This is a genomic window from Pseudoduganella namucuonensis (genome assembly GCF_900116645.1).
GTDB lineage: Bacteria > Pseudomonadota > Gammaproteobacteria > Burkholderiales > Burkholderiaceae_D > Rugamonas > Rugamonas namucuonensis.
In genome coordinates, this window is the sequence record NZ_FPBO01000025.1 from 95,971 (window position 1) to 120,817 (window position 24,847).

A 24,847-nucleotide genomic window follows, 5' to 3' on the forward strand; every position below is an offset into this window, starting at 1 on the left:
GATGGGGCGGGCAGGACATCATGCCCGCCCGGCCTTAAGCGTGGCTTAGAAGCTTGGCTTAGATCGCCTTGGCCAGCCGGTCGGCGACGCCGATGTAGTTGGCCGGGGTCATGGCCAGCAGCAGGTCCTTGGCTTCCTGCGGGATCGCCAGGCCGGTGATGAAGTCGCGCAGCGCCTCCTTGGAGATGCCCTTGCCGCGGGTCAGTTCCTTCAGCTGCTCGTACGGGTTCTCGATGGCGTAGCGGCGCATCACGGTCTGCACCGGCTCGGCCAGCACTTCCCAGCTCGCGTCCAGGTCGGCCGCCAGGCGGGCCGGGTTCACCTCCAGCTTGTTCAGGCCGCGCAGGCAGCTGTCGTAGGCCAGCAGGGTGTAGCCCAGGCCGACGCCGATGTTGCGCAGCACGGTCGAGTCGGTCAGGTCGCGCTGCATGCGCGACACCGGCAGCTTCTCGGACAGGTGCTTGAGCACGGCGTTGGCCAGGCCCAGGTTGCCCTCCGAGTTTTCGAAGTCGATCGGGTTGACCTTGTGCGGCATGGTCGAGGAACCGATCTCGCCGGCCTTCAGCTTTTGCTTGAAGTAGCCCAGCGACACGTAGGTCCAGATGTCGCGGTTCAGGTCCAGCAGGATGGTGTTGGCGCGCGCGAAGGCGTCGAACAGCTCGGCCATGTAGTCGTGCGGCTCGATCTGGATGGTGTAGGGGTTGAACACCAGGCCCAGGCGCTGCTCGATGACGGCCTTGGAGAAGGCCGGCCAGTCGAACGACGGGTAGGCCGACAGGTGGGCGTTGTAGTTGCCGACCGCGCCGTTCATCTTGCCCAGGATTTCCACCTGCTCGATGCGCTTGACGGCGCGCTGCAGGCGGGCCACCACGTTGGCGAACTCCTTGCCCAGCGTGGTCGGGCTGGCGGTCTGGCCGTGGGTGCGCGACAGCATCGGCAGCTCGGCGTTGACGTGGGCGATCTCGGTCAGCCTGGCCACCAGGCCGTTCAGGGCCGGCACCATCACGCCGTCGCGGGCCGCCTTCAGCATCATGCCGTGCGAGGTGTTGTTGATGTCTTCCGAGGTGCAGGCGAAGTGGATGAACTCGGAGGCGGCCACCAGCTCCGGCACGTCCTTGACCTGTTCCTTGAGCCAGTATTCCACCGCCTTCACGTCGTGGTTGGTGACGGCTTCGATTTCCTTGATGCGGGCCGCGTCGGCCTCCGTGAATTCCGCCGCCAGCTTGTCCAGCAGCGCGGTGCCCTCGGCGGAGAAGGGCTTGATCTCGGCGAAACCGGCTTGCGACAGCGCTTGCAGCCACGAGATCTCGACTTTCACGCGGTGGTGCATGAAGCCGGACTCGGACAGGATGGGGCGCAGCTTGTCGGTCTTGGAGGCGTAACGGCCGTCGAGCGGGGACAGGGCCGACAAGGTGGAGTAGGGCGTAGTAGTCATGGAGGCGGGTTGCTAGGTTGATAATGAAGGAGCGCGGCCTGCGTGGCGCGGAAACCACGGAAAATCCGGTCTGCGCGCGGCGTAGGGGGCAGGCAAATCAAGCGAATCCGAATTTTACCATTGACGGCGGGCGTGCCGCCCGCCGCGTGGCCGGCGCGCCATCCCCCTCGGAAGAGCCTACGGGGCGGGCGCCGATGCTATACTGCCATCTAATCTTCCATTGTTGGCTTCTATGAAACTTATCGGTTCCCTTGCCAGTCCTTATGTCCGCAAAGTGCGCGTGGTGTTAGCGGAGAAAAAGCTGGACTACCAATTCGAGCTGGAAAACGTGTGGGTGTCCGAAACCCGCATCAACGACGTGAATCCGCTCGGCAAAGTGCCTTGCCTGATCATGGAAGACGGCCACAGCATGATCGACTCGCGCGTGATGGTCGAATACCTGGACACCCTGACCCCCGTGTGCAAGCTGCTGCCGCCCAACGGCCGCGACCGCGCCGACATCAAGTGCTGGGAGGCGCTGGCCGACGGCGTGACCGACGCGGCCGTGCTGGTGCGCCTGGAGCGCACCCAGCGCCCGCCCGAGCAGCAGAGCGAGGCCTGGGTGCAGCGCCAGTTGCACAAGGTGCACCTGGGCCTGGCCTCGCTGGCCGAGAAGCTGGGCGACTCGCCCTACTGCGCGGGCAACCACTACTCGCTGGCCGACGTGGCGGTCGGCTGCACCGTCGGCTGGCTTTCGTTCCGCTTCCCCGAGATCGACTGGCGCGGCGACTACCCCAACCTGGCCCGCCTGTACGACAAGCTGTCCGAGCGCCCGTCCTTCCGCGACACCGCTCCCCAGTAAGCGGCGGGCATGGCGAAATCCCCGGCCGACAACGGCGCCAGCGCGCAGCAGCGCCGTCTGCAGATGGCCGACATCGCCCGCCTGGCGGGCGTGTCCACCTCCACCGTCTCGCGCGCGCTGGCCGGCAGCAAGCTGGTCAATGAAGAGACGCGCCAGCGCGTCATGGAACTGGCGCGCTCGCTCAAGTACAGCATCAACATCGGCGCGCAAAACCTGCGCCTGAAGCAGAACCGCACGGTGGGCGTGGTGGTGCCGTTCGACACCAACACCCGCCAGCACCTGACCGACCCCTTCTTCCTCGGCATGCTGGGCAGCCTGGCCGACGCGCTCACCGAGCAGGGCTTCGACATGCTGCTGTCGCGCGTGGACGCCGAGGAACTGGACGCCGCCGCCCAGCCATTCGACACCGGCCGCGTGATCGGCGTGATCCTGATCGGCCAGTGGCGCCACCACGACCAGCTCAACCAGCTGGCCGCGCGCCACGTGCCCATCGTCGTGTGGGGCGCGCAGCTGCCGCAGCAGCTGTACTGCACCGTCGGCGGCGACAACGTGTCCGGCGGCCTGCTGGCCACGCGCCACCTGCTGGAACGGGGCCGCAAGCGCATCGCCTTCCTGGGCGACGTCAACCTGCCGGAGGTGGCGCAGCGCTACCGCGGCTATTGCAACGCGCTCGAGGAGGCCGGCATGGCGCCGGACGCGCAGCTGTGCGTGCCGGTATCCTTCCTGCCCGAGGGCGGCGCCGACGGCGTGCGCGAATTGGCGCGCCGCGGCTGCGATTACGACGCGCTGTTCGCCAGCAGCGACCTGCTGGCCATGACGGCGATCAACACCCTTCGCGCGCAGGGCCGCGAGGTGCCGCGCGACGTGGCCGTGGCCGGCTACGACGACATCGAACTGTCCACCTATTTCCATCCCCCCTTGACGACGGTGCGCCAGCCCATCGCCGCGGCCGGCCGCGCGCTGGTGGCGGCGCTGCTGGAGCAGGCCGAAGGCCGCGCCGTTGTATCCCAACAACTCCCCACCGAACTGATCGTCCGCGCCAGCAGCGTCTGAGCGGGTGTACTGCAACCGATTGCAGTGAAAATCCATCGCCGACGTAAATACTCCTAAAAATGTTATTGCAATCGATTGCAATAATTTTTTAGCTGGTGAATAATGAGGCATCTGCACAGCAGAAACCGCCGCCGGAAGAGCGGCCCCATTCAAGTACAGGAGACGTTATGGAAATTCGCACCGCCAAACTCGGCTGCATGGCCGCCGCCGTCGCAGCAGCACTGATGCACCTGGGCGCGCAGGCCCAGCAAACGCAACAAGCCCCGCAGGAAAGCGCCGCCGAAGCCCCGGCCGCCCCGGCCGCGGCCGCCCCCGCCGCCGCCGCCAAATCCGACGGCCTGAACATGGAACGCGTGGTCGTCACCGGCACCGCGCGCGGCAGCTCCAAGATGAAATCCAGCGTCTCCATCAGCACCATGGACGCCGACACCATCGCCCTGTCCGCGCCCACCAGCGCCGCCGAGGTGCTGCGCTCGGTGCCGGGCCTGCGCTCGGAGTCGTCCGGCGGCGAGGGCAACGCCAACATCACCGTGCGCGGCGTGCCGATCTCGGCCGGCGGCTCGCGCTACGTGCAGATGCAGGAGGACGGCCTGCCCGTGCTGCAATCGGGCGACTTCAACTTCATCACGCCGGACAGCTATGTGAAGATCGACGGCACCCTGGACCACCTGGAAGTGGTGCGCGGCGGCTCGGCCTCCACGCTGGCCAGCAATTCGCCGGGCGGCATCATCAACTTCATCAGCAAGACCGGCGAGGCCAAGGGCGGCAACATCGGCATCTCGCGCGGCCTGGGCTACGACCAGACCCGCTACGACTTCAGCTACGGCGCCCCGCTCACCGAGAAGACCCGCTTCTTCATCGGCGGCCACTACCGCACGGGCGAGGGCATCCGCCGCACCGGCATGAGCACGGAGGAGGGCGGCCAGATCCGGGGCAACCTGACGCACGAATTCGACCGCGGCTACATCCGCCTGTCCTTCAAGCACCTGGACGACAAGTCGCCGACCGCGCTGCCGGTGCCGGTGCAGGTCACCAACGGCCGCATCTCGGAGATTCCGGGCATCGACCCGCGCACGGTCAGCTTCTACTCGCCGTACTGGGTGCGCGACGTGTCGCTGGCCAAGGGCAACGGCCAGGTGTCGAGCAACGTCAACGACGGCCTTGCCGTGAAGAGCGACAGCTTCGGCATCGCCCTGTCGCTGGACCTGGGCAATGGCGTGACGCTGAGCGAGAACTTCCGCAAGAGCGACAACAGCGGCCGCTTCATCGGCGTGTTCCCGGCCAATAACGGCATGACGGGCGCCTACACCATCGCCACCGGTCCGCAGAAGGGCCAGCCCTACAACGGCCGCGCCTTCAACGCCGTGGTGTTCAACACCTCGATCGACGACGCCGGCAACACGCTGAACGACGTCAAGCTGTCGAAAACCTTGAACCTGGGCGGCGGCAAGCTGACCGGCACGGCCGGCCTGTACAACTCCCTGCAGACGCTGGGCCTGACCTGGAACTTCAACGAGTACCTGATGCAGGCCAAGGCGGACAGCCCGGCGCTGCTGCAGACCTCCACCGCCGCCGGCGCCACCCCGGGCCTGATCGGTCCCGCCTGGGGCGGCTGCTGCTCGCGCGCCGTGGACATGGAATACAAGCTCACCTCGCCCTACGTGAACCTGGGCTGGGAAAGCGGCCCGCTGAACATCGACGCCAGCGTGCGCAAGGACAACCAGCGCGCCACCGGCACCGGCAATATCGCCACCGGCGGCCTGCGCTACGAGGCGGCCACGCAGCAACTGGTCAACTACAAGGTCGACCACACCTCGTATTCGGTGGGCGGCAACTACCAGCTGCAGCGCAACCTGGCGCTGTTCGCCCGGGGCAGCGACGGCGTGTCCTTCAACGCGGACCGCATCCTGTTCGGCACCCCGCTGGACGGCAGCGCGCCGATCAGCCTGAACACTGTCAAGCAGGTCGAGGGCGGCCTGAAATGGCGCCAGGGCGGCGCCAGCGCCTTCCTCACGCTGTTCCAGGCCAAGACCAGCGAAAGCAATTACGAGGCGACCACGCGCATCAGCACCGCCAACCGCTACGACGCCAAGGGCGCCGAGCTGGAAGCGGCATGGAGCCTGGGCGAGTTCCGCGTCACCGGCGGCCTGACCTACACCGACGCCGAGATCACCGGCACCGCGCCGGGCCAGGAGTCCGTGATCGGCAACACGCCGCGCCGCCAGGCCAAGGTGGTATACCAGCTGGCGCCCAGCTATGAGATCGGCGCCGCCACCATCGGCGCCAGCATCATCGGCACCGGCCGCTCCTGGGCGGACGACGCGCACACCATCGTGATGCCGGCCTACCGCGTGGTGCACGCCTTCGTGAAGTACCAGGTCAATCCGCAGACCGTGGTGTCGCTGACGGCCAACAACCTGTTCAACAAACTGGGCTACACCGAGGTGGAGGGCGACGGCCACGCCGCGCGCGCCATCACCGGCCGCGCCATCAAGGCCAGCCTGGGTTATTCGTTCTAAACGCGCTTTAACGGTATCTAAATCAATATGACTGCTACACCCTTGTCCCTGCTGCTGGCCGCGTTGCCGGAATCCTCCCCGGCCTCGCTGCGCGCGGACGCGGCCCGCCGCTACGCCGCCCAGGAGCGCACGCTGCACGCGCGCCTGGAAGGCCTGTACGGCGACCGTCCCGGCTACGCGCAGTGGTACGCGGGACTGATGGGCACCGTGGGCGCGCTGCTGGCGGCGCGCCCGCCGGAGCTGCTGGCGCTGGATTCCCGGCGCGAGGCGCGGCCGGACTGGTTCCTGGGCGAGCGGATGCTGGGCTACTGCGCCTATGTGGACCGCTTCGGCGGCAGCCTGCGCGGGGTGGCGGAGCGCATCCCGCACCTGCGCGAGCTGGGCGTGAGCTATCTGCATCTGCTGCCGTTCCTGCGGCCGCGCGAGGGCGAGAACGACGGCGGCTTCGCCGTCGCCAGCTTCGACGACGTCGACCCGCGGCTGGGGAGCGTGGCCGACCTGGAGGCGCTGACGGCGCGACTGCGCGCCGCCGGCATCAGCCTGTGCTCGGACTTCATCCTCAACCACGTGGCGGACGACCACGCGTGGGCGCAAGGGGCCAGGCGGGGCGACCCGGCCCTGCGCGACTACTTCCACGTGTTCCCGGACCGCGACATGCCGGACCGCCACGAGCGCACGCTGGGCCAGGTGTTCCCGCAGGTCGCGCCGGGCAATTTCAGCCACGTGGAAGAGATGGGCGGCTGGGTGTGGACCACCTTCTACCCCTACCAGTGGGACCTGAACTACGCCAACCCGGCGGTGTTCGCGGAGATGGCGGCGGCGCTGCTGCGGCTGGCGAACCGGGGCATCGAGGTGTTCCGGCTCGACTCCACGGCCTTCCTGTGGAAGCGCGAGGGCACCAACAGCATGAACCAGCCGGAGGCGCACGCGCTGCTGCAGGCGCTGCGCGCCATCGTCGCCATCGCCGCGCCGGGCGTGCTGCTGAAGGCCGAGGCCATCGTGCCAACGCGCGAACTGCCCGCCTATTTCGGCAGCGAGCAAGCGCCCGAATGCCACATCGCCTACCACAGCAGCCTGATGGCGGCCGGCTGGGGCGCCGTGGCCGAGCAGGACGCGTCGCTGCTGCGCGCGGTGGCCGCCGGCACGCCGCCGCTGCCGCCCGCCGCTGGATGGCTGAGCTACGTGCGCTGCCACGACGACATCGGCTGGAACGTGCTGCGCGCGGAGGCGGGGCGGGACGCGCCCGCGCGGCTGGCCCGGATCGCCCGCTTCTACAGCGGCGCCGAGGGCAGCTTCGCCTCCGGCGCCGCCTTCCAGAGCAGCGACCCGAACGCCGCGCACGGCAGCAACGGCATGGCCGCGTCCCTGCTCGGCCTGGAAACGGCGGCCACCGACGCGGAGCGGGACGCCGCGCTGGACCGCGTGCTGCTGCTGCACGGCCTGGCGCTGGCCTTCGGCGCCTTGCCCGTGCTGTACATGGGCGACGAGCTGGCGCAGCAAAACGACTACGGCTACCGCGGCCGTCCCGAGCACGCGATGGACAGCCGCTGGCTGCAGCGCCCCTGGTTCGACGAGGCCGCGCTGGCGCGCCGCCACGACGGGTCCACGCCGTCCGGCCGCATGTACATGGGCTTGCGCGCGCTGATCGACGCGCGGCGCCGGCTGCCGGCGCTGGCGGCGGGCGAGCCGCGCGCGGTGCTGCCGTCGGCGCCGGCGGTGCTGGCGCTGGCGCGCGGCGAGCGCTTCCTCTGCCTGTGCAACTTCTCGGCGCTGGCGCAGGTCCACGCCCTCGACGGAACCTGGAAAGCCAGCTTGACCGGCCAGGCGTTTTCGGGTGAAGTGGCGCTGGCGCCGTGGGCTCTGCTTTGGCTGGAGCGCGCGGCATGACAGGCAAAGCGTTGAGGAGCAGGCATATGGGCACGGGGATGAGCAAGGTCGTGGTGTTCGGCGAGGCGCTGGTGGACGACTTCGGCACGGAGCGGATCGTCGGCGGCGCGCCCTTCAACGCGGCGCGTCACCTGGCCGGCTTCGGCATGCCGCCGCTGATGGTCACCTGCGTCGCCGACGACGCCAACGGCCAGCTGGTGCGCGGCGAGTTCGCCCGCTACGGCATGGACACGGCCGGCCTGCAGACGACGGACGCGGCGCCCACCGGCCGCGTGGTGGTCGAGCGCGACGGCCGCGGCGGCCACACCTTCGACATCCTGCCGCGGCAGGCGTACGACCACATCGCCGTCCAGCCCGCGCTGGAGGCCATGCGCCAGGCGCGGCCGACGGTGCTGTACTTCGGCACCCTGGCCCAGCGCGCCGAGGAACCGAAAGCCGCGCTCAAGGCCATGCTGGACGGCGCCACCACGCGGCGCTACCTGGACCTGAACCTGCGCGACGGCCAGTTCTCCGAACGGGTGGTGTTCGACTCGCTGTCGCAGGCGGACATCCTCAAGGTCAACGAGGAGGAACTGGCGCAGCTGCTGGACTGGTACAGCCACACCTGTCCGCCGCTGGACGACATGGCCAGCCTGGACGTGCGCATGGCCTGCGCCGAGCTGATCGCCAACTTCACGCTGCAAGGCATCATTGTCACGCTGGGCGCGCGCGGCGCCGGCCACTACGGCCCGGACGGCACATTGACCACCATCGCCGCCGAGCCGGTGCCGGAGCTGGTCGACACCGTCGGCGCCGGCGACGCCTTTTCCGCCGTCTACCTGTACGGCCAGGCGCTGGGCTGGCCGCTGACGCAAACGCTGGAACGCGCCAACGCGTTCGCGGGCGCGGTCTGCGGCATCGCCGGCGCTGTGCCGGGGGACATGGCGTTCTACCAAACCTGGATCAGGCGCTGGCAAGGCGGCTGATCCCAAACGACGCACAGTCACGGAGTATCCGCATGGCGCTGCACAAACCCCACCTCTCGTTCTGGCAGATCGTCAACATGAACATCGGCTTCTTCGGAATCCAGTTCAGTTTCGGCCTGCAGCAGAGCAGCATGAGCCCCATCTACAAATACCTCGGGGCCGACGAGGCCAGCCTGCCCTACCTGTGGCTGGCGGGCCCCGTCACCGGCCTGCTGGTGCAGCCGCTGATCGGCGCGATGAGCGACCGCACCACCAGCCGCTGGGGACGGCGCACGCCGTACTTCCTGATCGGCGCCATCCTGTGCAGCCTGGGCCTGCTGGCCATGCCCTTCAGCCCCGTGCTGTGGATGGCGGCCGGCCTGCTGTGGATACTGGACGCGGCCAACAACGTCACCATGGAACCCTACCGCGCCTTCGTCAGCGACCGCCTGGCGCCGGCGCAGCACTCGCTGGGCTTCCTCACGCAGAGCGCCTTCACGGGGCTGGGGCAGACGCTGGCCTACCTGACGCCGTCGCTGCTGGTGGGCATGGGCCTGAGCCGCGACGCCGTCAACAGCCACCACATCCCCTACACGGTGATCGCGGCCTTCCTGATCGGCGCCGTGTTCTCGCTGGCGACGGTGCTGTGGACGGTGCGCACCACGCCCGAGCTGCCTTTGGAGCCGGCCGAACTGGAACGCATGCGCGCCCAGCCCAAGGGCTGGCGCCACACGCTGGCCGAGATCGGCGACGCCATCCGCCACATGCCGCCCACCATGCGCCAGCTGGCGCTGGTCAAGCTGTTCCAGTGGTACGCCATGTTCTGCTATTGGCAGTACATCATGCTGTCGCTGTCGACCACGCTGTTCCACACCACCGACCCGGCCTCCGAGGGCTTCCGCGAAGCGGGGCTGCTGAACGGGCAGATCGGCGCGTTCTACAACTTCATCGCCTTCGTCGCCGCGTTCGCGCTGGTGCCGTTCACGCGCCGCTACGGCCCCAAGCTGATGCACAGCGTGTGCCTGGCGCTGGCCGGCGCGGGCATGCTGTGCATCCCGCTGGTGCAGACTCCCGCGCTGCTGTTCCTGCCGATGGTGGGCATAGGGCTGGCGTGGGCCAGCATGATGGGCAATCCGTACGTGATGCTGGCGGGGAGCATTCCGCCCGAGCGCACGGGCGTCTACATGGGCATCTTCAACATGTTCATCGTGATCCCGATGATCATCCAGATCCTGACCCTGCCGCTGTACTACCACGCCTGGCTGGACGGCAATCCGGAAAACGTGATCAGGCTGGCGGGGGGCTTGCTGCTGTGCGGCGCGGTGGCCGTGCTGTTCGTGAAGGTGACGGCCGCGAAGGCGCAACCCGAGGCGGGCGCCGCCATGGTGGCGGCGCCGCATTGAGGCCGAATTACTCGGCGCCGCCCATCTGGCTCTGCAGGTAGTTCTGCAGGCCGATCTTGGCGATCAGGTCGATCTGGGTTTCCAGCCACTCGATGTGTTCCTCGGTGTCGTCCAGGATCATCACCAGCAGTTCGCGCGACACGAAGTCGCCCGCCTTTTCGGCCGTGACGATGCCTTCCTTGATCGTCACGTGCGCGGCGCGCTCCAGCTTCAGGTCGCATTCCAGCATTTCCTGGGTCGACTCGCCGATCAGCAGCTTGTGCAGCGCCTGCAGGTTGGGCAGGCCGTCCAGCATCAAGATGCGGTCGATCAGCTTGTCGGCGTGCTTCATCTCGCCGATCGATTCCTCGTATTCCTTCTTCGCCAGTTTCTCGAAGCCCCAGTGGCGGTACATGCGCGAATGCAGGAAGTACTGGTTGATGGCGGTCAGTTCATTGGTCAGCTGCGCGTTCAGCAGACGGATAACGTCTTTATCACCCTTCATGGGAAGCTCTCTTTATCTTGGGGTTGGGTGGGAATTTCCGCCATTTTGCCACGAACGACCCAATATCTGTAAGTAAATGATGAAAAAATAGCCAGATAACATTGGTGGTGAAAGCGCTGTTGATAGTGCTGGCGAGGGCGCGAATAATTATCGTTCTCATTCTGCGCCGGCTGATGGATAATGACGGCTGGATACTCGCAGGGGATCGCCTCATGATGTTGCACATACCCGGCATTTTGACGCCGGATCAAGTCAAACATTTCCGCCAGCGGCTGGGTTCGACGGACTGGATAGACGGCCGCGCCAGTGTGGGCGCGCAGGGCGCGCAAGTGAAGCGCAACCGGCAACTGGCCGAAGGCACCCCGCTGGCGTTGGAATTGGGCGACATCGTCACCCGCGCGCTGACGGCCAACCCGCTATTCTTCTCGTCGGTGCTGCCGCTGCGCATCCTGCCGCCGTACTTCAACAGCTACGCCGGCGGCGAGCACTACGGCCTGCACATCGACGGCGCCGTGCGCACCAACGGCGTCAACCTGCAAAACATGCGCGCCGACGTCTCCACCACGGTCTTCCTCAGCGAGCCGGACGAATACGACGGCGGCGAGCTGATCGTGATGGACTCCTACGGCTCGCACGAAGTGAAGCTGGCGGCGGGCGACGCCATCGTCTACCCGTCGAGCAGCGTGCACCGTGTCGCCCCGGTGACGCGCGGCGAGCGCCTGGCCTCCTTCCTGTGGACCCAGAGCATGGTGCGCGACGACTGGCGCCGCGCCATGCTGTTCGACCTCGACCAGAACATCCAGAAACTGCGCGCCCAGCACGGCGACAACGAAGCCGTGGTCGGCCTCACCGGCCACTACCACAACCTGCTGCGCATGTGGGCCGACATCTAAGTTGCCCGCAGGCGAAAATAGCCCAGGGCGCTTATTCCCGCCGAGGAATAAACGCCCTGGGCTATTTATGGCAGAGGCTCGCAGGCCGCCGGGCGGTGGTCGGCCTCGCCGGCCCGGCACCGCGCCTTCCCCCGCGTGCGCGGCCGACATCCCACGTTGCCGTGCAGCGAAAATAGCCCTGGGCGCTTATTTCCACGGTGGAATAAGCGCCCAGGGCTATTTATGGCGGCGAAAAAAAGGCTGCCGGCGGTGGGCTGGGCGGGACTGAAGGGTGGAACTCTGATTCGGTGGGCCGGTCAGGACAGCTGGAAGTTGATCGGGACCAGCGCGTAGACCGGGATCGCCTTGCCGTCTTCCATATAGGGCTTGAACAGGGTGCGCATCACTGCTTGGCGGCCGGCCTCGTCGAGGTTGCCGGAACCGGACGATTTCTGCACCGTCGCCTGTTCGGGCAGGCCGCGCTCGCTGATCAGCACGCGCAGCATGACGACGCCGGTCTCGCCCAGGCGCCGCGAGATCGACGGGTACACGGGCGCGGGCGCACGCATGTATTCCACGCCCTGCACGGTGCGCGGCGTCGACGGCGCGGCCACCACGGCCGGGGCCGGAGGCGCGGGCGGCGCGGCCACCGGCGCGGGGGCGGCCTCGGCGTGCACGCGGGCCGGGGCCGGCGGCACGGTGATGGTGTTTTCCACGGTGATGTTGAGCAGGGGCGGCGGCGGCGGCACGATGGCGGGCGCCGGTTGCGTCAGCGGCACGGCCTTCGGCGGCGGCGCCTGCTCGGCGGCGGGAGGCTGGACGAAGGTGACGTTGACCACCTTCGGCGCCACGGCCTCGACGGCCCGGTGCAGCATGCCCGACTGCAGCATATAGAAGGCGCCGGCGTGCAGCGCGATGATGAGCGATACCGGAAGGAGCTTGCCGCGCCGTTCGCCATATGGCCGGCTGCCGCTTTTTTGCCACAGGCTGGGCAATTTCAGGCCCGGTCCCGACAGGTCGGGACGGGGTATCGTCATCGTGTTCATCGCATCCTCAAGCTGTGAAGGATGGGCGCTTCAGTACGGTTTCGTTGAGGCGGCCCAGGTGTTCATTCAGGATGTCGGCGGCGGTGTCGGCGCATTGGCCACAGCAAGTGGCCAGGCCCAGGTCGCGGCGCAGTTCATCCAGGGAAGTGATACCCAGTTCGATGGCTTGACGGACTTCGCGGTCGGAGATGTTGTTGCAGACACAAACGATCATTGCGGTACCTTCTGGCTAAGGGTTCTGTTCAGTAGCGATCAGTCATCATTAACGGAACATTAATGAGAATCGTTATCATTACGTTTCCTATTCTGCCGCAGTCCAGCGTACAATGCAAGAAATTCCTGCGAATACAAACCATTCCCATTTACGCTTTATAATGGCTGCTAGAAATTTCCTCACAGAACCGATCGGAACCCCCATGACCCTAGCCCCCTCCCTGATCCAGCTCGACGCCTTGGCGGTCGGGAAAAGCGGCACGGTCGTCACGGTGGCGCCGGCCGATCCGCGCGATATCGAGGACGGCGCCGACCTGGCGCGCCGCCTGATGGAGCTGGGCTTCGTGCCCGGCGAGCGCATCCGCATGCTGAAGCGCGGCATGCCGGGCGGCGAGCCGCTGGCCATCAAGGTGGGCAACTCCACGTTCGCCCTGCGCCGCTTCGAAGCCGCGCTGATCTCGATTCAACCGGAATAGACGACATGGGTGCAGTGGAAAAACCGGCGCAAGCCGTGGCGCAGGCGCCGATGGTGGCCCTGCTGGGCAATCCGAATTGCGGCAAGACCGCGCTGTTCAACCGCATCACGGGCGCGCGCCAGAAGGTGGCCAATTACGCCGGCGTGACGATCGAACGCAAGGAGGGCCAGTTCACGTCGCCGGACGGCCATCCCTTCCGCCTGCTGGACCTGCCCGGCGCCTACAGCCTGTCCGCCCACACGCCGGACGAGGAGATCACGCGCGACGTGGTGGCCGGCCTGCGCGCCGGCGAGGCCTCGCCGGACGTGGTGGTGTGCGTGGTCGACGCCACCAACCTGCGCCTGAACCTGCGCCTGGTGCTGGAGATCCAGCGCCTCGGCCTGCCGATGATCCTCGCGCTGAACATGGTGGACGTGGCCAAGAAGCGCGGCATCGTCATCGACGCCGACCTGCTGGCGCGGGAGCTTGGCATGACGGTGGTGGAGACCGTGGCGGTGCAGGGCGGCGGCGAGAAGTCGCTGCTGCGCGCGCTGGACGGCATGTGGCCGCTGCACGAGACCAAGGCGCGGCCGCTGGCGGCGATCGACGCGGTGCCGGTGGAGGAGACGCAGCGCGAGGTGCGCCGCATCCTCGCGCTGGTCAGCAACGACAGCCGCGACACCGGCAACCTCAGTGAAAAGATAGACGACGTGGTGCTGCACCCGGTGCTCGGTCCCGCCATCCTGGCGGTGCTGATGTTCCTGGTGTTCCAGGCCGTGTTCAGCTGGGCCGCCGTGCCGATGGAGGCCATCTCCGGCGGCGTCGAGGCGCTGGGCGAGATGGTCAAGGCCGGCATGGCCGATGGCGTGCTGCGCAGCCTGCTGGTGGACGGCATCCTGGGCGGCGTCGGCAGCGTGCTGGTGTTCCTGCCGCAGATCCTGATCCTGTTCTTCTTCATCCTGGTGCTGGAGGACTGCGGCTACCTGCCGCGCGCGGCCTTCCTGCTGGACCGCCTGATGGGCGGCGTGGGCCTGTCCGGCCGCGCCTTCATCCCGCTGCTGTCCAGCTTCGCCTGCGCCATTCCCGGCGTGATGGCGGCGCGCACCATCCAGAACCCGCGCGACCGCCTGGTCACCATCATGATCGCGCCGCTGATGACGTGCTCCGCGCGCCTGCCGGTGTACGCGCTGATCATCGCCGCCTTCATTCCCAACCGCGAGGTGGGCGGCTTCATGAACCTGCAGGGACTGGTGCTGTTCTGCCTCTATTTCGCCGGCATCATCTCGGCGATGGCGGTGGCCTGGTTCATGAAGCGCACGCTGGGCTCGAACCGCCAGCAGCCGCTGATGCTGGAACTGCCCAGCTACCACTGGCCGCACCTGCGCAACCTGGCCATCGGCCTGTGGGAGCGCGCCAAGATCTTCCTGTCGCGCGTCGGCACCGTGATCCTGACCCTGATGGTGCTGCTCTGGTTCCTCAGCAGCTTCCCCGGCGCGCCGGAGGGCGCGACGCATCCGCCCATCTATTACAGCGTGGCCGGCATGCTGGGACGCGGCCTCGAATACATCTTCGCGCCCATCGGCTTCAACTGGCAGATCTGCATCGCGCTGGTGCCGGGCATGGCGGCGCGCGAAGTGGCGGTGGGCGCGCTGGGCACCGTGTACGCGCTGTCGCAGACCGGCGACGAGCTGGCCACGCAGCTGGAACCCATCCTGTCGCAGACCTGGTCGATGGCGACCGCGCTGTCGCTGATGGCGTGGTACGTGTTCGCGCCGCAGTGCCTGTCCACGCTGTCGGTGGTGCGCCGCGAGACCAACAGCATCCGCTACCCGCTGATGATGGCCGGCTACATGTTCGCGCTGGCCTACGTGGCGTCGTTCCTCACTTACCGCATCGCGCTGGCGTTTGGCGGCTGATCCTGGAGACTGACATGTGGCAGCAGATTATCGTGGGTGTGATCGTGGCGGCGGCGTTGCTGCATGCCTGCACCAAGTACCTGCCCGCGGCCTGGCGCCGCCGCGTCGTCCACGCCCTGTCGCGGCGCGGCTTCGACCAGGACAAGCTGGCCAAACTGTTCAAGACCCAGTCCAGTTGCGGCGACGGCTGCGGCAGCTGCGGTTCCTGCGACACCCCGGCGCCGCCATCCCCGCCCGACATCCCCGGCGCCCGCCGCGTCATCAAGCTGCACGTGCAGCGCTAGGCGGGTCACGCCAGCGGATGAAACGACTCCGCCTGCGCCATCGGCCAATACAGTCCGAACACCGGAGGCAGCCGCGATAGCTGCGACGGGTCCAGCAGCTCGCCCGGCTCCAGGTAGGGCAGCAGCGCCGACGCCAGCTTGACCTGGTTGGGCGATATCCTCCTCACGATATGGTGCGGCTTCAGCTGCGACGGGTGCGTCAGCCCCGCCGCCGCGATCAATTCGGCCAGCGCCTTCAGCGTGTTCTGGTGGAAGTGCGCGACCCGGCTGGTCTTGTCCGGCACCACCAGCGCGCGCTGGCGCAGCGGGTCCTGGGTGGCGACGCCGGTCGGGCAGTGGTCGGTGTGGCAGCTCTGCGACTGGATGCAGCCCAGCGCGAACATGAAGCCGCGCGCCGAGTTGCACCAGTCCGCGCCCAGCGCGATGGTGCGGGCGATGTCGAAGGCGGTGATGATCTTGCCGGACGCGCCGATCTTGATCCGCTCCCGCAGCCCGGCCCCCACCAGCGTGTTGTGCACCAGCAGCAGCGCTTCCTGCAGCGGCGTGCCGACATGGTCGGTGAACTCCACCGGCGCGGCGCCGGTGCCGCCCTCGCTGCCGTCCACCACGATGAAGTCCGGCGTGATGCCGGTCGCCAGCATGGCCTTGACGATGCCGAAGAACTCCCACGGGTGGCCGATGGCCAGTTTGAAGCCGGTCGGCTTGCCGCCGGACAGGTTGCGCAACCGCTCGATGAAGGCCAGCATTTCCAGCGGCGTGGAGAAGGCCGAATGGTTGGACGGCGAGATGCAGTCCACGCCCGGCGTCACGTGCCGGGCCGCCGCGATCTCCGTCGTCACCTTGGCGCCGGGCAGCACGCCGCCATGCCCCGGCTTGGCGCCCTGCGACAGCTTCAGCTCTATCATCTTGACCTGCGGCGTGCGCGCGTTGGCCACGAAGCGCTCTTCGGAGAAGCCGCCGTCGGCGTCGCGGCAGCCGAAATAGCCGGAGCCGATTTCCCAAACCAGGTCGCCGCCGTTCTGCCGGTGGTGGGCGCTGATACTGCCTTCGCCGGTGTCGTGCATGAAGCCGCCGGCGCGCGCGCCGCCGTTCAGCGCCAGGATTGCGTTGGCCGACAGCGCCCCGAAGCTCATCGCCGACACGTTGAACACGCTGGCCGAATATGGCTGCGCGCGCGGGCAGTCCGGGTGGTTGCCGATCTCGATGCGGAAGTCGTGCGGCTGCACCTTGGCCGGCTGGATCGAGTGGTTGATCCATTCATAGCCGGCCTCGTAGACGTCGAGCTGGGTGCCGAAGGGGCGCTTGTCTGTCTCCACCTTGGCGCGCTGGTAGACGATGCTGCGCTGGTTGCGCGAGAAGGGCGCGGCCTCGCGGTCTCCCTCCAGGAAGTACTGGCGGATCTCGGGGCGTATCGATTCGAAGAAGAAGCGGAAGTGCGCCAGGATGGGGTAGTTGCGGCGCAGCGCGCGGCGCGTCTGCAGCAGGTCGCCCACGCCGACGGCGGTGAGGAAGCCGGACAGGATGGGCAGCCAGTAGCCGTCCGACAGCGGCAGCGACAACAGGAAGGTGGCAACGGCGGCGGCGAAGGCCGCATAGCGCAACAGGGGCATGGACGCTCCGGGATCGGCGGGGGTGTCCGATTGTAGGGGCGGGCCAAAAAAAACGCCACCGGAAACCGGTGGCGGGCGTGAAGCGAACTGAGCCCCATTTAGTGGCTCGGCGTCCCCGCCATGCCCCAAATGGGGCTCAGGCTGCTTGCGGATGTTTAGAAGCGGATGTTGGCGGTCAGGCTGGCCGAGCGCGGGGCGCCCGGGGTGTAGCGGTAGCCGGACTTGTTGATGGCCTGGATGTACTGCTCGTCGAAGATGTTGTTCACGTTCAGCTGCAGCTCGACGTTGCGCGCCACCTGGTAGGCGGCCATGGCGTTGACGACCCAGTAGGCGTCGGCGTAGGCCGGGGTGCCGACCGCGCCGTCGGTGCCGCGCAGCAGCTTGCCGACGTAGTTGGCGCCGCCGCCCAGCTTCACGCCCATCGGCAGCGTGTACGAGGTCCACACGGTGAAGGAATCCTTCGGCGTGTAGGTCAGGCTGTTCTGGCCGTTGGCGGTCATCGCGCGGCCCGCTTCCACGCTGGTCTTCATGTGGGCGTAGCCACCGCTGATCAGCCAGCCGCGCGCCAGTTCGCCCGTCAGGCTGATTTCGACGCCGTCCACGCGCTTCTTGCCGGTCTGGTAGTACAGCAGGTCGGTCGGGTCCTGTTCGATCTCGTTCTTGACGTCGGTGCGGTAGATGGCCGCGTTCAGCGCCAGCTTCTGCTTCAGCAGGTCCCATTTGCCGCCGATTTCCTTGGTGTTGGTGACCTGCGGGTCGAACTTGGGATTGGCCGCGCTGCTGGCCGAGGTGCTCAGCGTGTAGGTGCCGCCGCCGGGCGGCTGCTTGGAGCTGGCCACGGTGGCGTACACGCTGCTGTTGGCGGTCGGCTTGAACAGCACCGACAGCTTGCCGTTGACCAGGGTGTCGGCCAGGTCCAGGTTCACCGGCAGGAACACGCCGGCCGGGACGCCGGGCGCCGTGGTCGCGGTGGTCAGCACCACGGACTCGTAGTTGGTCTTGTAGTGATCCACGCGCACGCCGCCGCTGAACATCCAGCGCTCGCCCAGTTTGGCCGTGTCGAACAGGTAGGCGCTCTGGGTGTTGGTGGTCCAGTCGCTGCGCACGCTGTTGCGCTTGGGCGCGGCCGGGGTCTTGAACGCGGCCGACGGGTCCGGGTGGTACAGGTTGGCGTCCGGCAGCACGCCCAGGCTGGCGACGTCGTAGCCGTGGTTCAGCTGCTTCTCGCTGGTGAACTCCAGCCCGGCCACGGCGGTGTGCTTCATGCCGGCGCCGTCGAAGTCGAAGGTCAGCGTGGTCTGGTTGGTCAGGATCTGGTTTTCCTGGTCCTTGATGGTGCGCAGGTCGGGGCGCTTGAGTGTCCACGCGGACGGGTCCAGCACCGCGCCGGCGGCCGTTTCGGTCACCAGGTTGGCGGCGGTGCCGCGGAAGGCGCTCAGCAGGTAATCCTGCTGGGTCTTGCCGTAGCGGGCGGTGTTCTGCAACTTCACGTCCGGCGCGAAGTCGTGCTCGACGCGCACGGTCATCATGTCGGCCTTGACCTTGTCGTAGTCGCTGGTGGAGCCGTAGAAGCCGCGCGGATCGACCGGCAGGGCGTCGTTCAGGTACAGGCGGCGCTTGGCCACCACCGTGTTGGCGCTGTCCGGGCTGGTGTAGCCGGGCAGGCCGATGGTGGGCACGCCGCCGTCGGGGATGTTGTCCTGGTCCACGTGCAGATAGCTCAGCGTGAAGCGGGTGGGGCTGCCGATGCCGAAGCCGACGGTCGGCGCCACGGCCCAGCGCTTGTTCTTCACCACGTGGCGCGCGGGGTTGCCGCTGTCCTGGGCCAGCGCGTTCAGGCGGAAGGCGATGCCGTGGTCGTTGCTGAGCACCTGGTTCAGGTCGGCGGTGGCGCGCTTCTGCTTGCCGCTGCCGGCGGTCACGATGGACGAGAACGCGTTTTGCAGGTGGGCCTGCTTGGAGCCCAGGTTGATCGAACCGGTCGGCGAGCCGCGGCCGCCGTCGGTGCCGGCCGGGCCCTTGACGATGTCGATCTGTTCGATGTTGAACACGTCGCGCGAGATCGAGCCGATGTCGCGCACGCCGTCCACGTAGATGCTGCTGGAGGCGTCGAAGCCGCGCATGAAGATGGCGTCGCCGGTGTTGGTGTTGCCGTTTTCGCCCAGGAAGAAGGCGCCCACGCCCGGCGTGTTGCGCAGCGCGTCGGCCAGCGTGACCGCGCCCTGCTGCTCGATCAGCTCTTTCTTGATGACGGTGATGGTCTGCGGCGTGTTCACCAGCAGCTCCGTGTATTTCGCCGAGTTGGCCTTGTCGGCCTTGAAGTCGTTTTCGCGGGTGCCGTCCACGCGCACTTCGGGCAGCGCGGCGGGGGAGGTCGCCGCGGCCGGTTCGGCCGGCGCGGCCGGCGCCGCGTCCACGGCGTGCGCGGCGGCGATCGGCAACAGCATGGCGGCCAGAACTGTGCTCATTTGGGTATAACCTGGATTTGCATGTTTGCGGCTTGTGATTGCCATGGTGTTTTTCTCGGATAGTTAGTGAAAATCAACGGGATGATAGCAACTTCCAGCTTGCATGTAAATGTGAATTGTTATCATTTGCATTGGTGTTCGCATATATAGAGCACACCCTCCAGGGCGGAATGCTAAGCTGGCGGATTGAGGGCGGTCCCGCCGGCCCCAGGGGAATATCGCCATGATCGTGGTCCACCATTTGAACAATTCGCGCTCGCAGCGGGTGCTGTGGCTGCTGGAGGAGCTGGGCCTGGCGTACGAGATCGTGCGCTACGAGCGGGACCGCAAGACCATGCTGGCGCCGCCCTCGCTGCGCGCGGTCCATCCGCTGGGCAAGTCGCCGGTGATCACCGACGGCGACGTCACGGTGGCCGAGTCCGGCGCGATCCTGGAATACCTGGTGGAGACCTACGGCCAGGGCCGGCTGGTGCCCAAGGCGGGCACGGCGGACAAGCGGCGCTGGACTTATTTCATGCACTACGCCGAGGGCTCGGCCATGACGCCGCTGCTGATGAAGCTGGTGTTCGACCGGGTCGAGTCGTCGCCCATGCCCTTCTTCGTCAAGCCGATCGCGCGCGGCATCGCGCAAAAGGTGAAGAGCGCGTACATCAACCCGCAGATCGAGGCGCACCTGGACTACCTGGAGGGCGAGCTGGGCAAGACGGAGTGGTTCGCCGGCGCCGAGTTCAGCGCGGCCGACGTGCAGATGAGTTTCCCGCTGGAGGCGGCCGCCGCGCGCGGCGGCCTGACGCGCGGCCGGCCCAGACTGGCGGCCTTCCTCGAGCGCATCCACGCCCGCCCCGCCTACCGGCGCGCGCTGGAGAAGGGCGGCCCGTACGAGCTGCTGAAGTAGCGCAAGGCGCACAGGTCTTCACGGGATAAGCTGGCTTGACAGCTTATCCGCCAGGGCTACCCTGAATGAAGATCGAGTTCGATCCGCAGAAGGACATCGCGAACAGGAAGCGCCACGGCCTGTCGCTGGCCGACGCCGCAGAGTTGGAGTGGGACGCCGCGCAGGCAGCGATTGACCGGCGCTTTCCCTATGACGAGTTACGAATGATGGCTGTGGTTCCCAAGGGGGTGCGTCTTTATCACGTGGCGTATGTTGAGCGAGGTGCTGTCTTGCGCATCATTAGTTTGCGCTTGGCGAGCCGACGGGAGGTGAGGGGTTATGCTGAAAATTGTTAAGAAGGGGCGCGTGTTCGCATTGCCTTCTTTGGAGGAGGATAAGGACATCATTGCGGCGGCGCTGGCCGACCCGGACGCCCAGCCGATGACGGATGAGCAACTGGCGCAAATGGTTCCCATCCAGCAGTTGCCCGAACTGCTGAAAAAGCTGCGCAAATAGTCCTTCCCGGCGCGGGCAGTTACAATTGGGGCTCAGCCACAAACCAGCCCCGGGCGGGGCCGCAACACAGCATGGGTAGACTCCTCGCCATCGACGGCCTGAACATCGTGCGCCGCGTGTATGAAGCCAGTCCCGAACCCGATTCGGACCTGAAGGCGGAGATCGCGCTGCGCCACGCGCTGTCCTCGTTCCGCAACCTGATCACCGACCATCAGCCCAGCCACGTGCTGCCGGCCTTCGATTTCGGCGGCCGCACCTGGCGCCACGACCTGTACCAGGGCTACCGCGAGGGTCGCGCGCCCATGCCGGCCGAGTTGCGCGCGGCGCTGCCCGCCTTCTACGACAAGCTGGCCGGCCTCGGCCTGAAGCCCGTCTCCCTGCCCGAGGTGGAGGCCGACGACGTGATCGGCACCGCCGTCATGCGCTGGCTGGGCGAGGGCAGGGGCGACGCGGTGGTGGCCAGCACCGACAAGGACCTGCATTGCCTGATCGCCCACGGGGCCCTGGTGTGGGACCACTTCAAGGGCGAATGGCACGATCACGCCTGGGTCGAGAAGAAATGGGGCGTGCCGCCCGAACAGCTGCCGGACCTGCTGGCGCTGATGGGCGACGCCACCGACAGCATCCCCGGCGTGTCCAAGGTGGGCTTGAAGACGGCCGCCAGACTGTTGCGCACATACGGCAATCTGGACGCGATCATGGCCGGCGCAGGCATCCTGAAGGACACGCTGGGTGAAACGCTACGAAAAGAGCGCGAGATGTTGTATCTTTCTCGTCAGTTGGTGCAATTGAAAACCGATGTGCGGGTCGGCGTCACGTGGAAGATGCTGGCCTGGGAACAATAACAAGAGCGATCGAGGGCGAAACAGATGTTAAAGGCGGTCATAGTCGACACCAGCGCGGTGGCGCGCGGCTTGTTGAACACGGTGCTGCTGGACGGCGGCTACGACGTGGTGGGCCAGGCCCACACCGGCGTCAGCGCGATCGCGCAAATGGTCAAGCATCAGCCGCAGATCCTGTGCATCGCGCGCGATGTGGTGGAGGCGGACGAGGCGGCGGCGCGCGAGCTGCGCCGCGACTGGCCCAAGACCTTGATTTTCATGGTGTCCAGCGAGTTCGACGCGGCCACCGTGCAGAAGGCCCACGCGATGGGCGTCAACGGCTTCATCGTGAAGCCCTTCAACGCCGGCACGGTGCTGAAAACCATCCGCGCCACCGTGATCGCCATGGTCAAGCGCCAGCAGAAGGCACTGGCGGAGCAGAACGGCGGCGCCGACGCGGCCGACACCCCCGCGCCGGACGCGCCGGCCTGAGGCCGGCGTCAAGCCGGCGGCGAGCCGCCGTCGATGATGCCCCCGCCCAGGCACACGTCGCCGTCGTACAGCACGGCCGACTGGCCGGGCGTGACCGCCCATTGCGCGTCCGGGAAGCCCAGCGCGAAGCGCAGCTCGCCGTCGGGCGCCACGTCGCACGGCACGTCGGCCTGGCGGTAGCGCGTCTTGGCGGCGATGCGGCCGGCCTCCGGCGGCGCGCCGGCGATCCAGCTGGCCTGGCCCGCCGTCAGCGCGCCGGACAGCAGCCACGGATGGTCGTGTCCCTGCACCACCCACAGCGTGTTGTTCTCGATGTCCTTGCGCGCCACGTACCAGGCGTCGCTGCTGCCGTCGGCGTTCTGGTAGGTCTTCACGCCGCCGATGCCGATGCCCTTGCGCTGGCCCAGCGTGTAGAACGACAGGCCCACGTGCTGGCCCACCACCTTGCCGTCCGGCGTCTTCATCGGCCCCGGCTGGTACGACAGGTAGCGGTTCAGGAACTCGCGGAAGGGGCGCTCGCCGATGAAGCAGATGCCGGTCGAATCCTTCTTGGCGGCGTTCGGCAGCTGCAGCTTCTCGGCGATCTTGCGCACCTCGGTTTTCGGGATCTCGCCCAGCGGGAACAGCGTCTTCGACAGCTGCGCCTGGTTCAGGCGGTGCAGGAAGTAGCTCTGGTCCTTGGTGTGGTCGTAGGCCTTCAGCAACTCGAAGCGGGCGTTGGCCGGGTTTTGCCGCACGCGCGCGTAGTGGCCGGTGGCGATCAGGTCCGCGCCCAGGTGCATGGCGTGGTCCAGGAAGGCCTTGAACTTGATCTCGGCGTTGCACAGCACGTCCGGGTTGGGCGTGCGGCCGGCCTGGTACTCGCGCAGGAACTCGGCGAACACGCGGTCCTTGTATTCGGCCGCGAAGTTGACGGCCTCGATGTCCACGCCCACCACGTCGGCCACGCTGGCCGCGTCGATCCAGTCCTGGCGCGTGGAGCAGTATTCGGAATCGTCGTCGTCTTCCCAGTTCTTCATGAACAGGCCGATCACCTCGTAGCCCTGTTCCTTCAGCATCCACGCCGCGACCGAGGAGTCAACCCCGCCCGACATCCCGATCACGACTTTTTTCTTACTCATTCTTGATTTCCATCAAACTTCATCAAACACGGACGCGTGCGTGTGCAACAGGTCCAGGGGCGCGCGCTTGCCCGCCAGGTAGTCGTCGATGCAGGTCAGCAGCAGCGGACTGCGGTGGCGCTCCGGGCACGCGGCGATCTCGTCGCGCGTCATCCACAGGGTGCGCAGGATGCCATCGTCCAGCGGCATGTCGTGCAACTGGCCGGCCAGGCCGCAAAAGGCGAAGCGCAGATAGGTGACGGCCTCGCCCGTGCGCGCCGAACGGTAGCGCGACATGTACATGCCCACCAGGCCGGTGGGCGTGAAGTCGTACGCGGTTTCCTCCAGCGTTTCCCGCACCACGGCCTGCTCCAGCGATTCGTGCGGGTCCAGGTGGCCGGCGGGCTGGTTCAGGCGGATGCCGTCGCTGGTTTCTTCTTCGATCAGCAGGAACAGACCGTCCCGTTCGATGACGGCGGCAACGGTGACGGAGGGTTTCCAGGTACGGGGCATAAGTCTCATCCTTGAAAGAGCCGCCATTTTAGCTTGTTCCGGGACGTAACGTTCCGATCCCCCGTAAATAGAGGGGAACGTCAATTAAAACCGGTTAATTGCACCTTGTGGGATATTGAAATCACGTTATGAAACCAATGGTTGGTCATGCGCGACAGCATATGGTTGTTGCTCTTTGAAAAGGGTTAACTTTTATGAAAACCATGTTATGGTCTGAGCAGGTAATCATTTTTAGCAACTTCTGGAGGCATCATGAGGATAGGAATACCGGCCGAGACGAGGCCGGGGGAAACCCGTGTCGCGGCGACGCCCGAGACGGTCAAGAAATTGGCCGCGAAGCACCAAATCGTCGTCCAGTCCGGCGCCGGCGTCACCGCGTCGATCACGGATGAGGCGTACGCCGCGGCCGGCGCCACCATCGCCAGCGCGGCCGAGGCCTACGGCGCCGACGTGGTGCTGAAGGTCCGCGCGCCCAACGCCGAGGAACGCGCGCTGATCAAGCCGGGAACGGTCGTCATCGGCATGCTGAACCCCTTCGACGCGGACAACAACGCGGCCATGGCCGCCGCCGGGCTGCAGGCCTTCGCGCTGGAGGCCGTGCCGCGCATCACGCGCGCGCAGTCGATGGACGTGCTGTCCTCGCAGGCCAACATCGCCGGCTACAAGGCGGTCATGGTGGGCGCCAACACCTACCAGCGCTTCATGCCGATGCTGATGACGGCGGCCGGCACCGTGAAGGCGGCGCGCGTGCTGATCATGGGCGTGGGCGTGGCGGGCCTGCAGGCCATCGCGACGGCCAAGCGCCTGGGCGCGGTGATCGAGGCGTCCGACGTGCGCCCGCCCGTCAAGGAGCAGGTGGAGTCGCTGGGCGCCAAGTTCATCGACGTGCCCTTCCTGACCGACGAGGAGAAAGAGATCGCCAAGGGCGTGGGCGGCTACGCCCGCCCGATGCCGGCGGACTGGATGAAGCGCCAGGCCGAACTGGTGCACGAGCGCGCCAAGCTGGCCGACATCGTCATCACCACCGCGCTGATCCCGGGCCGTCCCGCGCCCGTGCTGATCTCGGAGGAGACCGTCAAGGCCATGAAGCCGGGCTCGGTG

24 protein-coding genes are annotated in these 24,847 nt (G+C 67.1%); 16 read left to right on the forward strand and 8 right to left on the reverse strand.

Translation table 11 applies throughout. The features are described 5' to 3' along the window. Window positions 1-58: 58 nt before the first annotated feature. Window positions 59-1,435 carry an adenylosuccinate lyase gene (purB, locus tag BM436_RS23450; protein ID WP_093557959.1) on the reverse strand — a complete coding sequence of 459 codons (1,377 nt, stop codon included), beginning with the start codon at window positions 1,433-1,435 and terminating at the stop codon, window positions 59-61. A 232-nt stretch (window positions 1,436-1,667) separates the two neighbouring features. Between purB and BM436_RS23455 the strand changes: the two genes are divergently transcribed. From BM436_RS23455 to BM436_RS23480, 6 genes are all read left to right on the forward strand, one after another. Then, complete coding sequence (locus tag BM436_RS23455; RefSeq protein WP_093557960.1) at window positions 1,668-2,276, forward strand: glutathione S-transferase N-terminal domain-containing protein; 609 nt, start codon at window positions 1,668-1,670, stop codon at window positions 2,274-2,276. A gap of 9 nt (window positions 2,277-2,285) precedes the next feature. Then, entirely contained in the window at window positions 2,286-3,329 is a 1,044-nt protein-coding gene (locus BM436_RS23460; protein WP_093557961.1) for a LacI family DNA-binding transcriptional regulator, read from the forward strand. 167 nt (window positions 3,330-3,496) lie between these two features. Continuing rightward, window positions 3,497-5,848 (forward strand): TonB-dependent receptor domain-containing protein, encoded by a 2,352-nt coding sequence (locus tag BM436_RS23465; RefSeq protein ID WP_093557962.1) that lies wholly within the window; start codon window positions 3,497-3,499, stop codon window positions 5,846-5,848. A gap of 27 nt (window positions 5,849-5,875) precedes the next feature. After that, on the forward strand, window positions 5,876-7,735 hold the full coding sequence (locus tag BM436_RS23470; protein ID WP_093557963.1) for an alpha-amylase family protein: 1,860 nt from the start codon (window positions 5,876-5,878) through the stop codon (window positions 7,733-7,735). A gap of 26 nt (window positions 7,736-7,761) precedes the next feature. Continuing rightward, window positions 7,762-8,700 (forward strand): PfkB family carbohydrate kinase, encoded by a 939-nt coding sequence (locus tag BM436_RS23475; protein ID WP_093557964.1) that lies wholly within the window; start codon window positions 7,762-7,764, stop codon window positions 8,698-8,700. Window positions 8,701-8,732: 32 nt separating this feature from the next. After that, window positions 8,733-10,082: an MFS transporter gene (locus BM436_RS23480; RefSeq protein WP_093557965.1), complete on the forward strand. Its 1,350-nt coding sequence runs from the start codon at window positions 8,733-8,735 to the stop codon at window positions 10,080-10,082. Window positions 10,083-10,089: 7 nt separating this feature from the next. On the opposite strand, the gene bfr is transcribed toward BM436_RS23480, so the two are convergent. Further along, window positions 10,090-10,566 carry a bacterioferritin gene (gene bfr / locus BM436_RS23485; RefSeq protein WP_093557966.1) on the reverse strand — a complete coding sequence of 159 codons (477 nt, stop codon included), beginning with the start codon at window positions 10,564-10,566 and terminating at the stop codon, window positions 10,090-10,092. Window positions 10,567-10,778: 212 nt separating this feature from the next. Between bfr and BM436_RS23490 the strand changes: the two genes are divergently transcribed. After that, on the forward strand, window positions 10,779-11,459 hold the full coding sequence (locus tag BM436_RS23490) for a Fe2+-dependent dioxygenase (protein WP_093557967.1): 681 nt from the start codon (window positions 10,779-10,781) through the stop codon (window positions 11,457-11,459). A 296-nt stretch (window positions 11,460-11,755) separates the two neighbouring features. Here BM436_RS23490 and BM436_RS23495 read toward each other — a convergent pair whose 3' ends face one another. Continuing rightward, window positions 11,756-12,484, reverse strand: a complete 729-nt coding sequence (locus BM436_RS23495) for an energy transducer TonB (RefSeq protein ID WP_093557968.1) — start codon at window positions 12,482-12,484, stop codon at window positions 11,756-11,758. Between the two features lie 7 nt (window positions 12,485-12,491). Beyond that, the gene (locus BM436_RS23500; RefSeq protein WP_093557969.1) at window positions 12,492-12,698 is read right to left on the reverse strand and encodes a (2Fe-2S)-binding protein; all 207 of its coding nucleotides are present in this window, start codon (window positions 12,696-12,698) and stop codon (window positions 12,492-12,494) included. A 202-nt stretch (window positions 12,699-12,900) separates the two neighbouring features. Between BM436_RS23500 and BM436_RS23505 the strand changes: the two genes are divergently transcribed. From BM436_RS23505 to BM436_RS23515, 3 genes are read left to right on the forward strand one after another with little or no spacing between them, the layout of a single operon-like run. After that, window positions 12,901-13,173, forward strand: a complete 273-nt coding sequence (locus BM436_RS23505) for a FeoA family protein (RefSeq protein WP_093557970.1) — start codon at window positions 12,901-12,903, stop codon at window positions 13,171-13,173. Between the two features lie 5 nt (window positions 13,174-13,178). After that, on the forward strand, window positions 13,179-15,068 hold the full coding sequence (gene feoB / locus BM436_RS23510; RefSeq protein WP_093557971.1) for a ferrous iron transporter B: 1,890 nt from the start codon (window positions 13,179-13,181) through the stop codon (window positions 15,066-15,068). Between the two features lie 14 nt (window positions 15,069-15,082). Then, window positions 15,083-15,352 carry a DUF6587 family protein gene (locus BM436_RS23515; RefSeq protein WP_093557972.1) on the forward strand — a complete coding sequence of 90 codons (270 nt, stop codon included), beginning with the start codon at window positions 15,083-15,085 and terminating at the stop codon, window positions 15,350-15,352. A 5-nt stretch (window positions 15,353-15,357) separates the two neighbouring features. Here the strand turns inward: BM436_RS23515 and BM436_RS23520 are convergent, their stop codons facing one another. Both BM436_RS23520 and BM436_RS23525 read right to left on the reverse strand, forming a co-directional pair. Further along, entirely contained in the window at window positions 15,358-16,962 is a 1,605-nt protein-coding gene (locus BM436_RS23520) for an FMN-binding glutamate synthase family protein (RefSeq protein ID WP_093557973.1), read from the reverse strand. A 155-nt stretch (window positions 16,963-17,117) separates the two neighbouring features. Further along, window positions 17,118-19,430: a catecholate siderophore receptor Fiu gene (locus tag BM436_RS23525; RefSeq protein WP_229490640.1), complete on the reverse strand. Its 2,313-nt coding sequence runs from the start codon at window positions 19,428-19,430 to the stop codon at window positions 17,118-17,120. A gap of 223 nt (window positions 19,431-19,653) precedes the next feature. On the opposite strand from BM436_RS23525, the gene BM436_RS23530 reads away from it, so the two are divergent. The 5 genes from BM436_RS23530 to BM436_RS23545 all read left to right on the forward strand — a co-directional run bounded on the left by BM436_RS23530 (window position 19,654) and on the right by BM436_RS23545 (window position 22,133). After that, a complete protein-coding gene (locus BM436_RS23530) occupies window positions 19,654-20,325 on the forward strand; it encodes a glutathione S-transferase (RefSeq protein WP_093557975.1) in 672 nt (223 codons plus the stop codon). 65 nt (window positions 20,326-20,390) lie between these two features. Then, entirely contained in the window at window positions 20,391-20,660 is a 270-nt protein-coding gene (locus tag BM436_RS23535; RefSeq protein WP_093557976.1) for a BrnT family toxin, read from the forward strand. Next, window positions 20,644-20,820 carry a hypothetical protein gene (locus tag BM436_RS37210; protein WP_177307451.1) on the forward strand — a complete coding sequence of 59 codons (177 nt, stop codon included), beginning with the start codon at window positions 20,644-20,646 and terminating at the stop codon, window positions 20,818-20,820. The genes BM436_RS23535 and BM436_RS37210 overlap by 17 nt, the downstream gene beginning before the upstream one ends. A 71-nt stretch (window positions 20,821-20,891) precedes the next feature. Continuing rightward, on the forward strand, window positions 20,892-21,665 hold the full coding sequence (locus tag BM436_RS23540; RefSeq protein WP_093557977.1) for a 5'-3' exonuclease: 774 nt from the start codon (window positions 20,892-20,894) through the stop codon (window positions 21,663-21,665). Between the two features lie 24 nt (window positions 21,666-21,689). Continuing rightward, window positions 21,690-22,133: a response regulator gene (locus BM436_RS23545; RefSeq protein ID WP_093557978.1), complete on the forward strand. Its 444-nt coding sequence runs from the start codon at window positions 21,690-21,692 to the stop codon at window positions 22,131-22,133. An 8-nt stretch (window positions 22,134-22,141) separates the two neighbouring features. On the opposite strand, the gene mnmA is transcribed toward BM436_RS23545, so the two are convergent. Beyond that, window positions 22,142-23,254, reverse strand: a complete 1,113-nt coding sequence (gene mnmA / locus BM436_RS23550; RefSeq protein WP_093557979.1) for a tRNA 2-thiouridine(34) synthase MnmA — start codon at window positions 23,252-23,254, stop codon at window positions 22,142-22,144. A 12-nt stretch (window positions 23,255-23,266) separates the two neighbouring features. After that, window positions 23,267-23,746, reverse strand: coding sequence for an NUDIX hydrolase (locus tag BM436_RS23555; RefSeq protein WP_093557980.1), 480 nt, complete (start codon window positions 23,744-23,746; stop codon window positions 23,267-23,269). 252 nt (window positions 23,747-23,998) lie between these two features. On the opposite strand from BM436_RS23555, the gene BM436_RS23560 reads away from it, so the two are divergent. Then, window positions 23,999-24,847 (forward strand): Rossmann-fold NAD(P)-binding domain-containing protein (locus BM436_RS23560; RefSeq protein WP_093557987.1); only part of this gene is annotated, 849 nt, incomplete at its 3' end.

Bases quoted from the DNA above. Each gene is read 5' to 3' on its own strand.
- purB (WP_093557959.1), bottom strand. From the start codon at position 1,435: ATGACTACTACGCCCTACTCCACCTTGTCGGCCCTGTCCCCGCTCGAC.
- BM436_RS23455 (WP_093557960.1), top strand. From the start codon at position 1,668: ATGAAACTTATCGGTTCCCTTGCCAGTCCTTATGTCCGCAAAGTGCGC.
- BM436_RS23460 (WP_093557961.1), top strand. From the start codon at position 2,286: ATGGCGAAATCCCCGGCCGACAACGGCGCCAGCGCGCAGCAGCGCCGT.
- BM436_RS23465 (WP_093557962.1), top strand. From the start codon at position 3,497: ATGGAAATTCGCACCGCCAAACTCGGCTGCATGGCCGCCGCCGTCGCA.
- BM436_RS23470 (WP_093557963.1), top strand. From the start codon at position 5,876: ATGACTGCTACACCCTTGTCCCTGCTGCTGGCCGCGTTGCCGGAATCC.
- BM436_RS23475 (WP_093557964.1), top strand. From the start codon at position 7,762: ATGGGCACGGGGATGAGCAAGGTCGTGGTGTTCGGCGAGGCGCTGGTG.
- BM436_RS23480 (WP_093557965.1), top strand. From the start codon at position 8,733: ATGGCGCTGCACAAACCCCACCTCTCGTTCTGGCAGATCGTCAACATG.
- bfr (WP_093557966.1), bottom strand. From the start codon at position 10,566: ATGAAGGGTGATAAAGACGTTATCCGTCTGCTGAACGCGCAGCTGACC.
- BM436_RS23490 (WP_093557967.1), top strand. From the start codon at position 10,779: ATGATGTTGCACATACCCGGCATTTTGACGCCGGATCAAGTCAAACAT.
- BM436_RS23495 (WP_093557968.1), bottom strand. From the start codon at position 12,484: ATGAACACGATGACGATACCCCGTCCCGACCTGTCGGGACCGGGCCTG.
- BM436_RS23500 (WP_093557969.1), bottom strand. From the start codon at position 12,698: ATGATCGTTTGTGTCTGCAACAACATCTCCGACCGCGAAGTCCGTCAA.
- BM436_RS23505 (WP_093557970.1), top strand. From the start codon at position 12,901: ATGACCCTAGCCCCCTCCCTGATCCAGCTCGACGCCTTGGCGGTCGGG.
- feoB (WP_093557971.1), top strand. From the start codon at position 13,179: ATGGGTGCAGTGGAAAAACCGGCGCAAGCCGTGGCGCAGGCGCCGATG.
- BM436_RS23515 (WP_093557972.1), top strand. From the start codon at position 15,083: ATGTGGCAGCAGATTATCGTGGGTGTGATCGTGGCGGCGGCGTTGCTG.
- BM436_RS23520 (WP_093557973.1), bottom strand. From the start codon at position 16,962: ATGCCCCTGTTGCGCTATGCGGCCTTCGCCGCCGCCGTTGCCACCTTC.
- BM436_RS23525 (WP_229490640.1), bottom strand. From the start codon at position 19,430: ATGAGCACAGTTCTGGCCGCCATGCTGTTGCCGATCGCCGCCGCGCAC.
- BM436_RS23530 (WP_093557975.1), top strand. From the start codon at position 19,654: ATGATCGTGGTCCACCATTTGAACAATTCGCGCTCGCAGCGGGTGCTG.
- BM436_RS23535 (WP_093557976.1), top strand. From the start codon at position 20,391: ATGAAGATCGAGTTCGATCCGCAGAAGGACATCGCGAACAGGAAGCGC.
- BM436_RS37210 (WP_177307451.1), top strand. From the start codon at position 20,644: ATGCTGAAAATTGTTAAGAAGGGGCGCGTGTTCGCATTGCCTTCTTTG.
- BM436_RS23540 (WP_093557977.1), top strand. From the start codon at position 20,892: ATGGGTAGACTCCTCGCCATCGACGGCCTGAACATCGTGCGCCGCGTG.
- BM436_RS23545 (WP_093557978.1), top strand. From the start codon at position 21,690: ATGTTAAAGGCGGTCATAGTCGACACCAGCGCGGTGGCGCGCGGCTTG.
- mnmA (WP_093557979.1), bottom strand. From the start codon at position 23,254: ATGAGTAAGAAAAAAGTCGTGATCGGGATGTCGGGCGGGGTTGACTCC.
- BM436_RS23555 (WP_093557980.1), bottom strand. From the start codon at position 23,746: ATGCCCCGTACCTGGAAACCCTCCGTCACCGTTGCCGCCGTCATCGAA.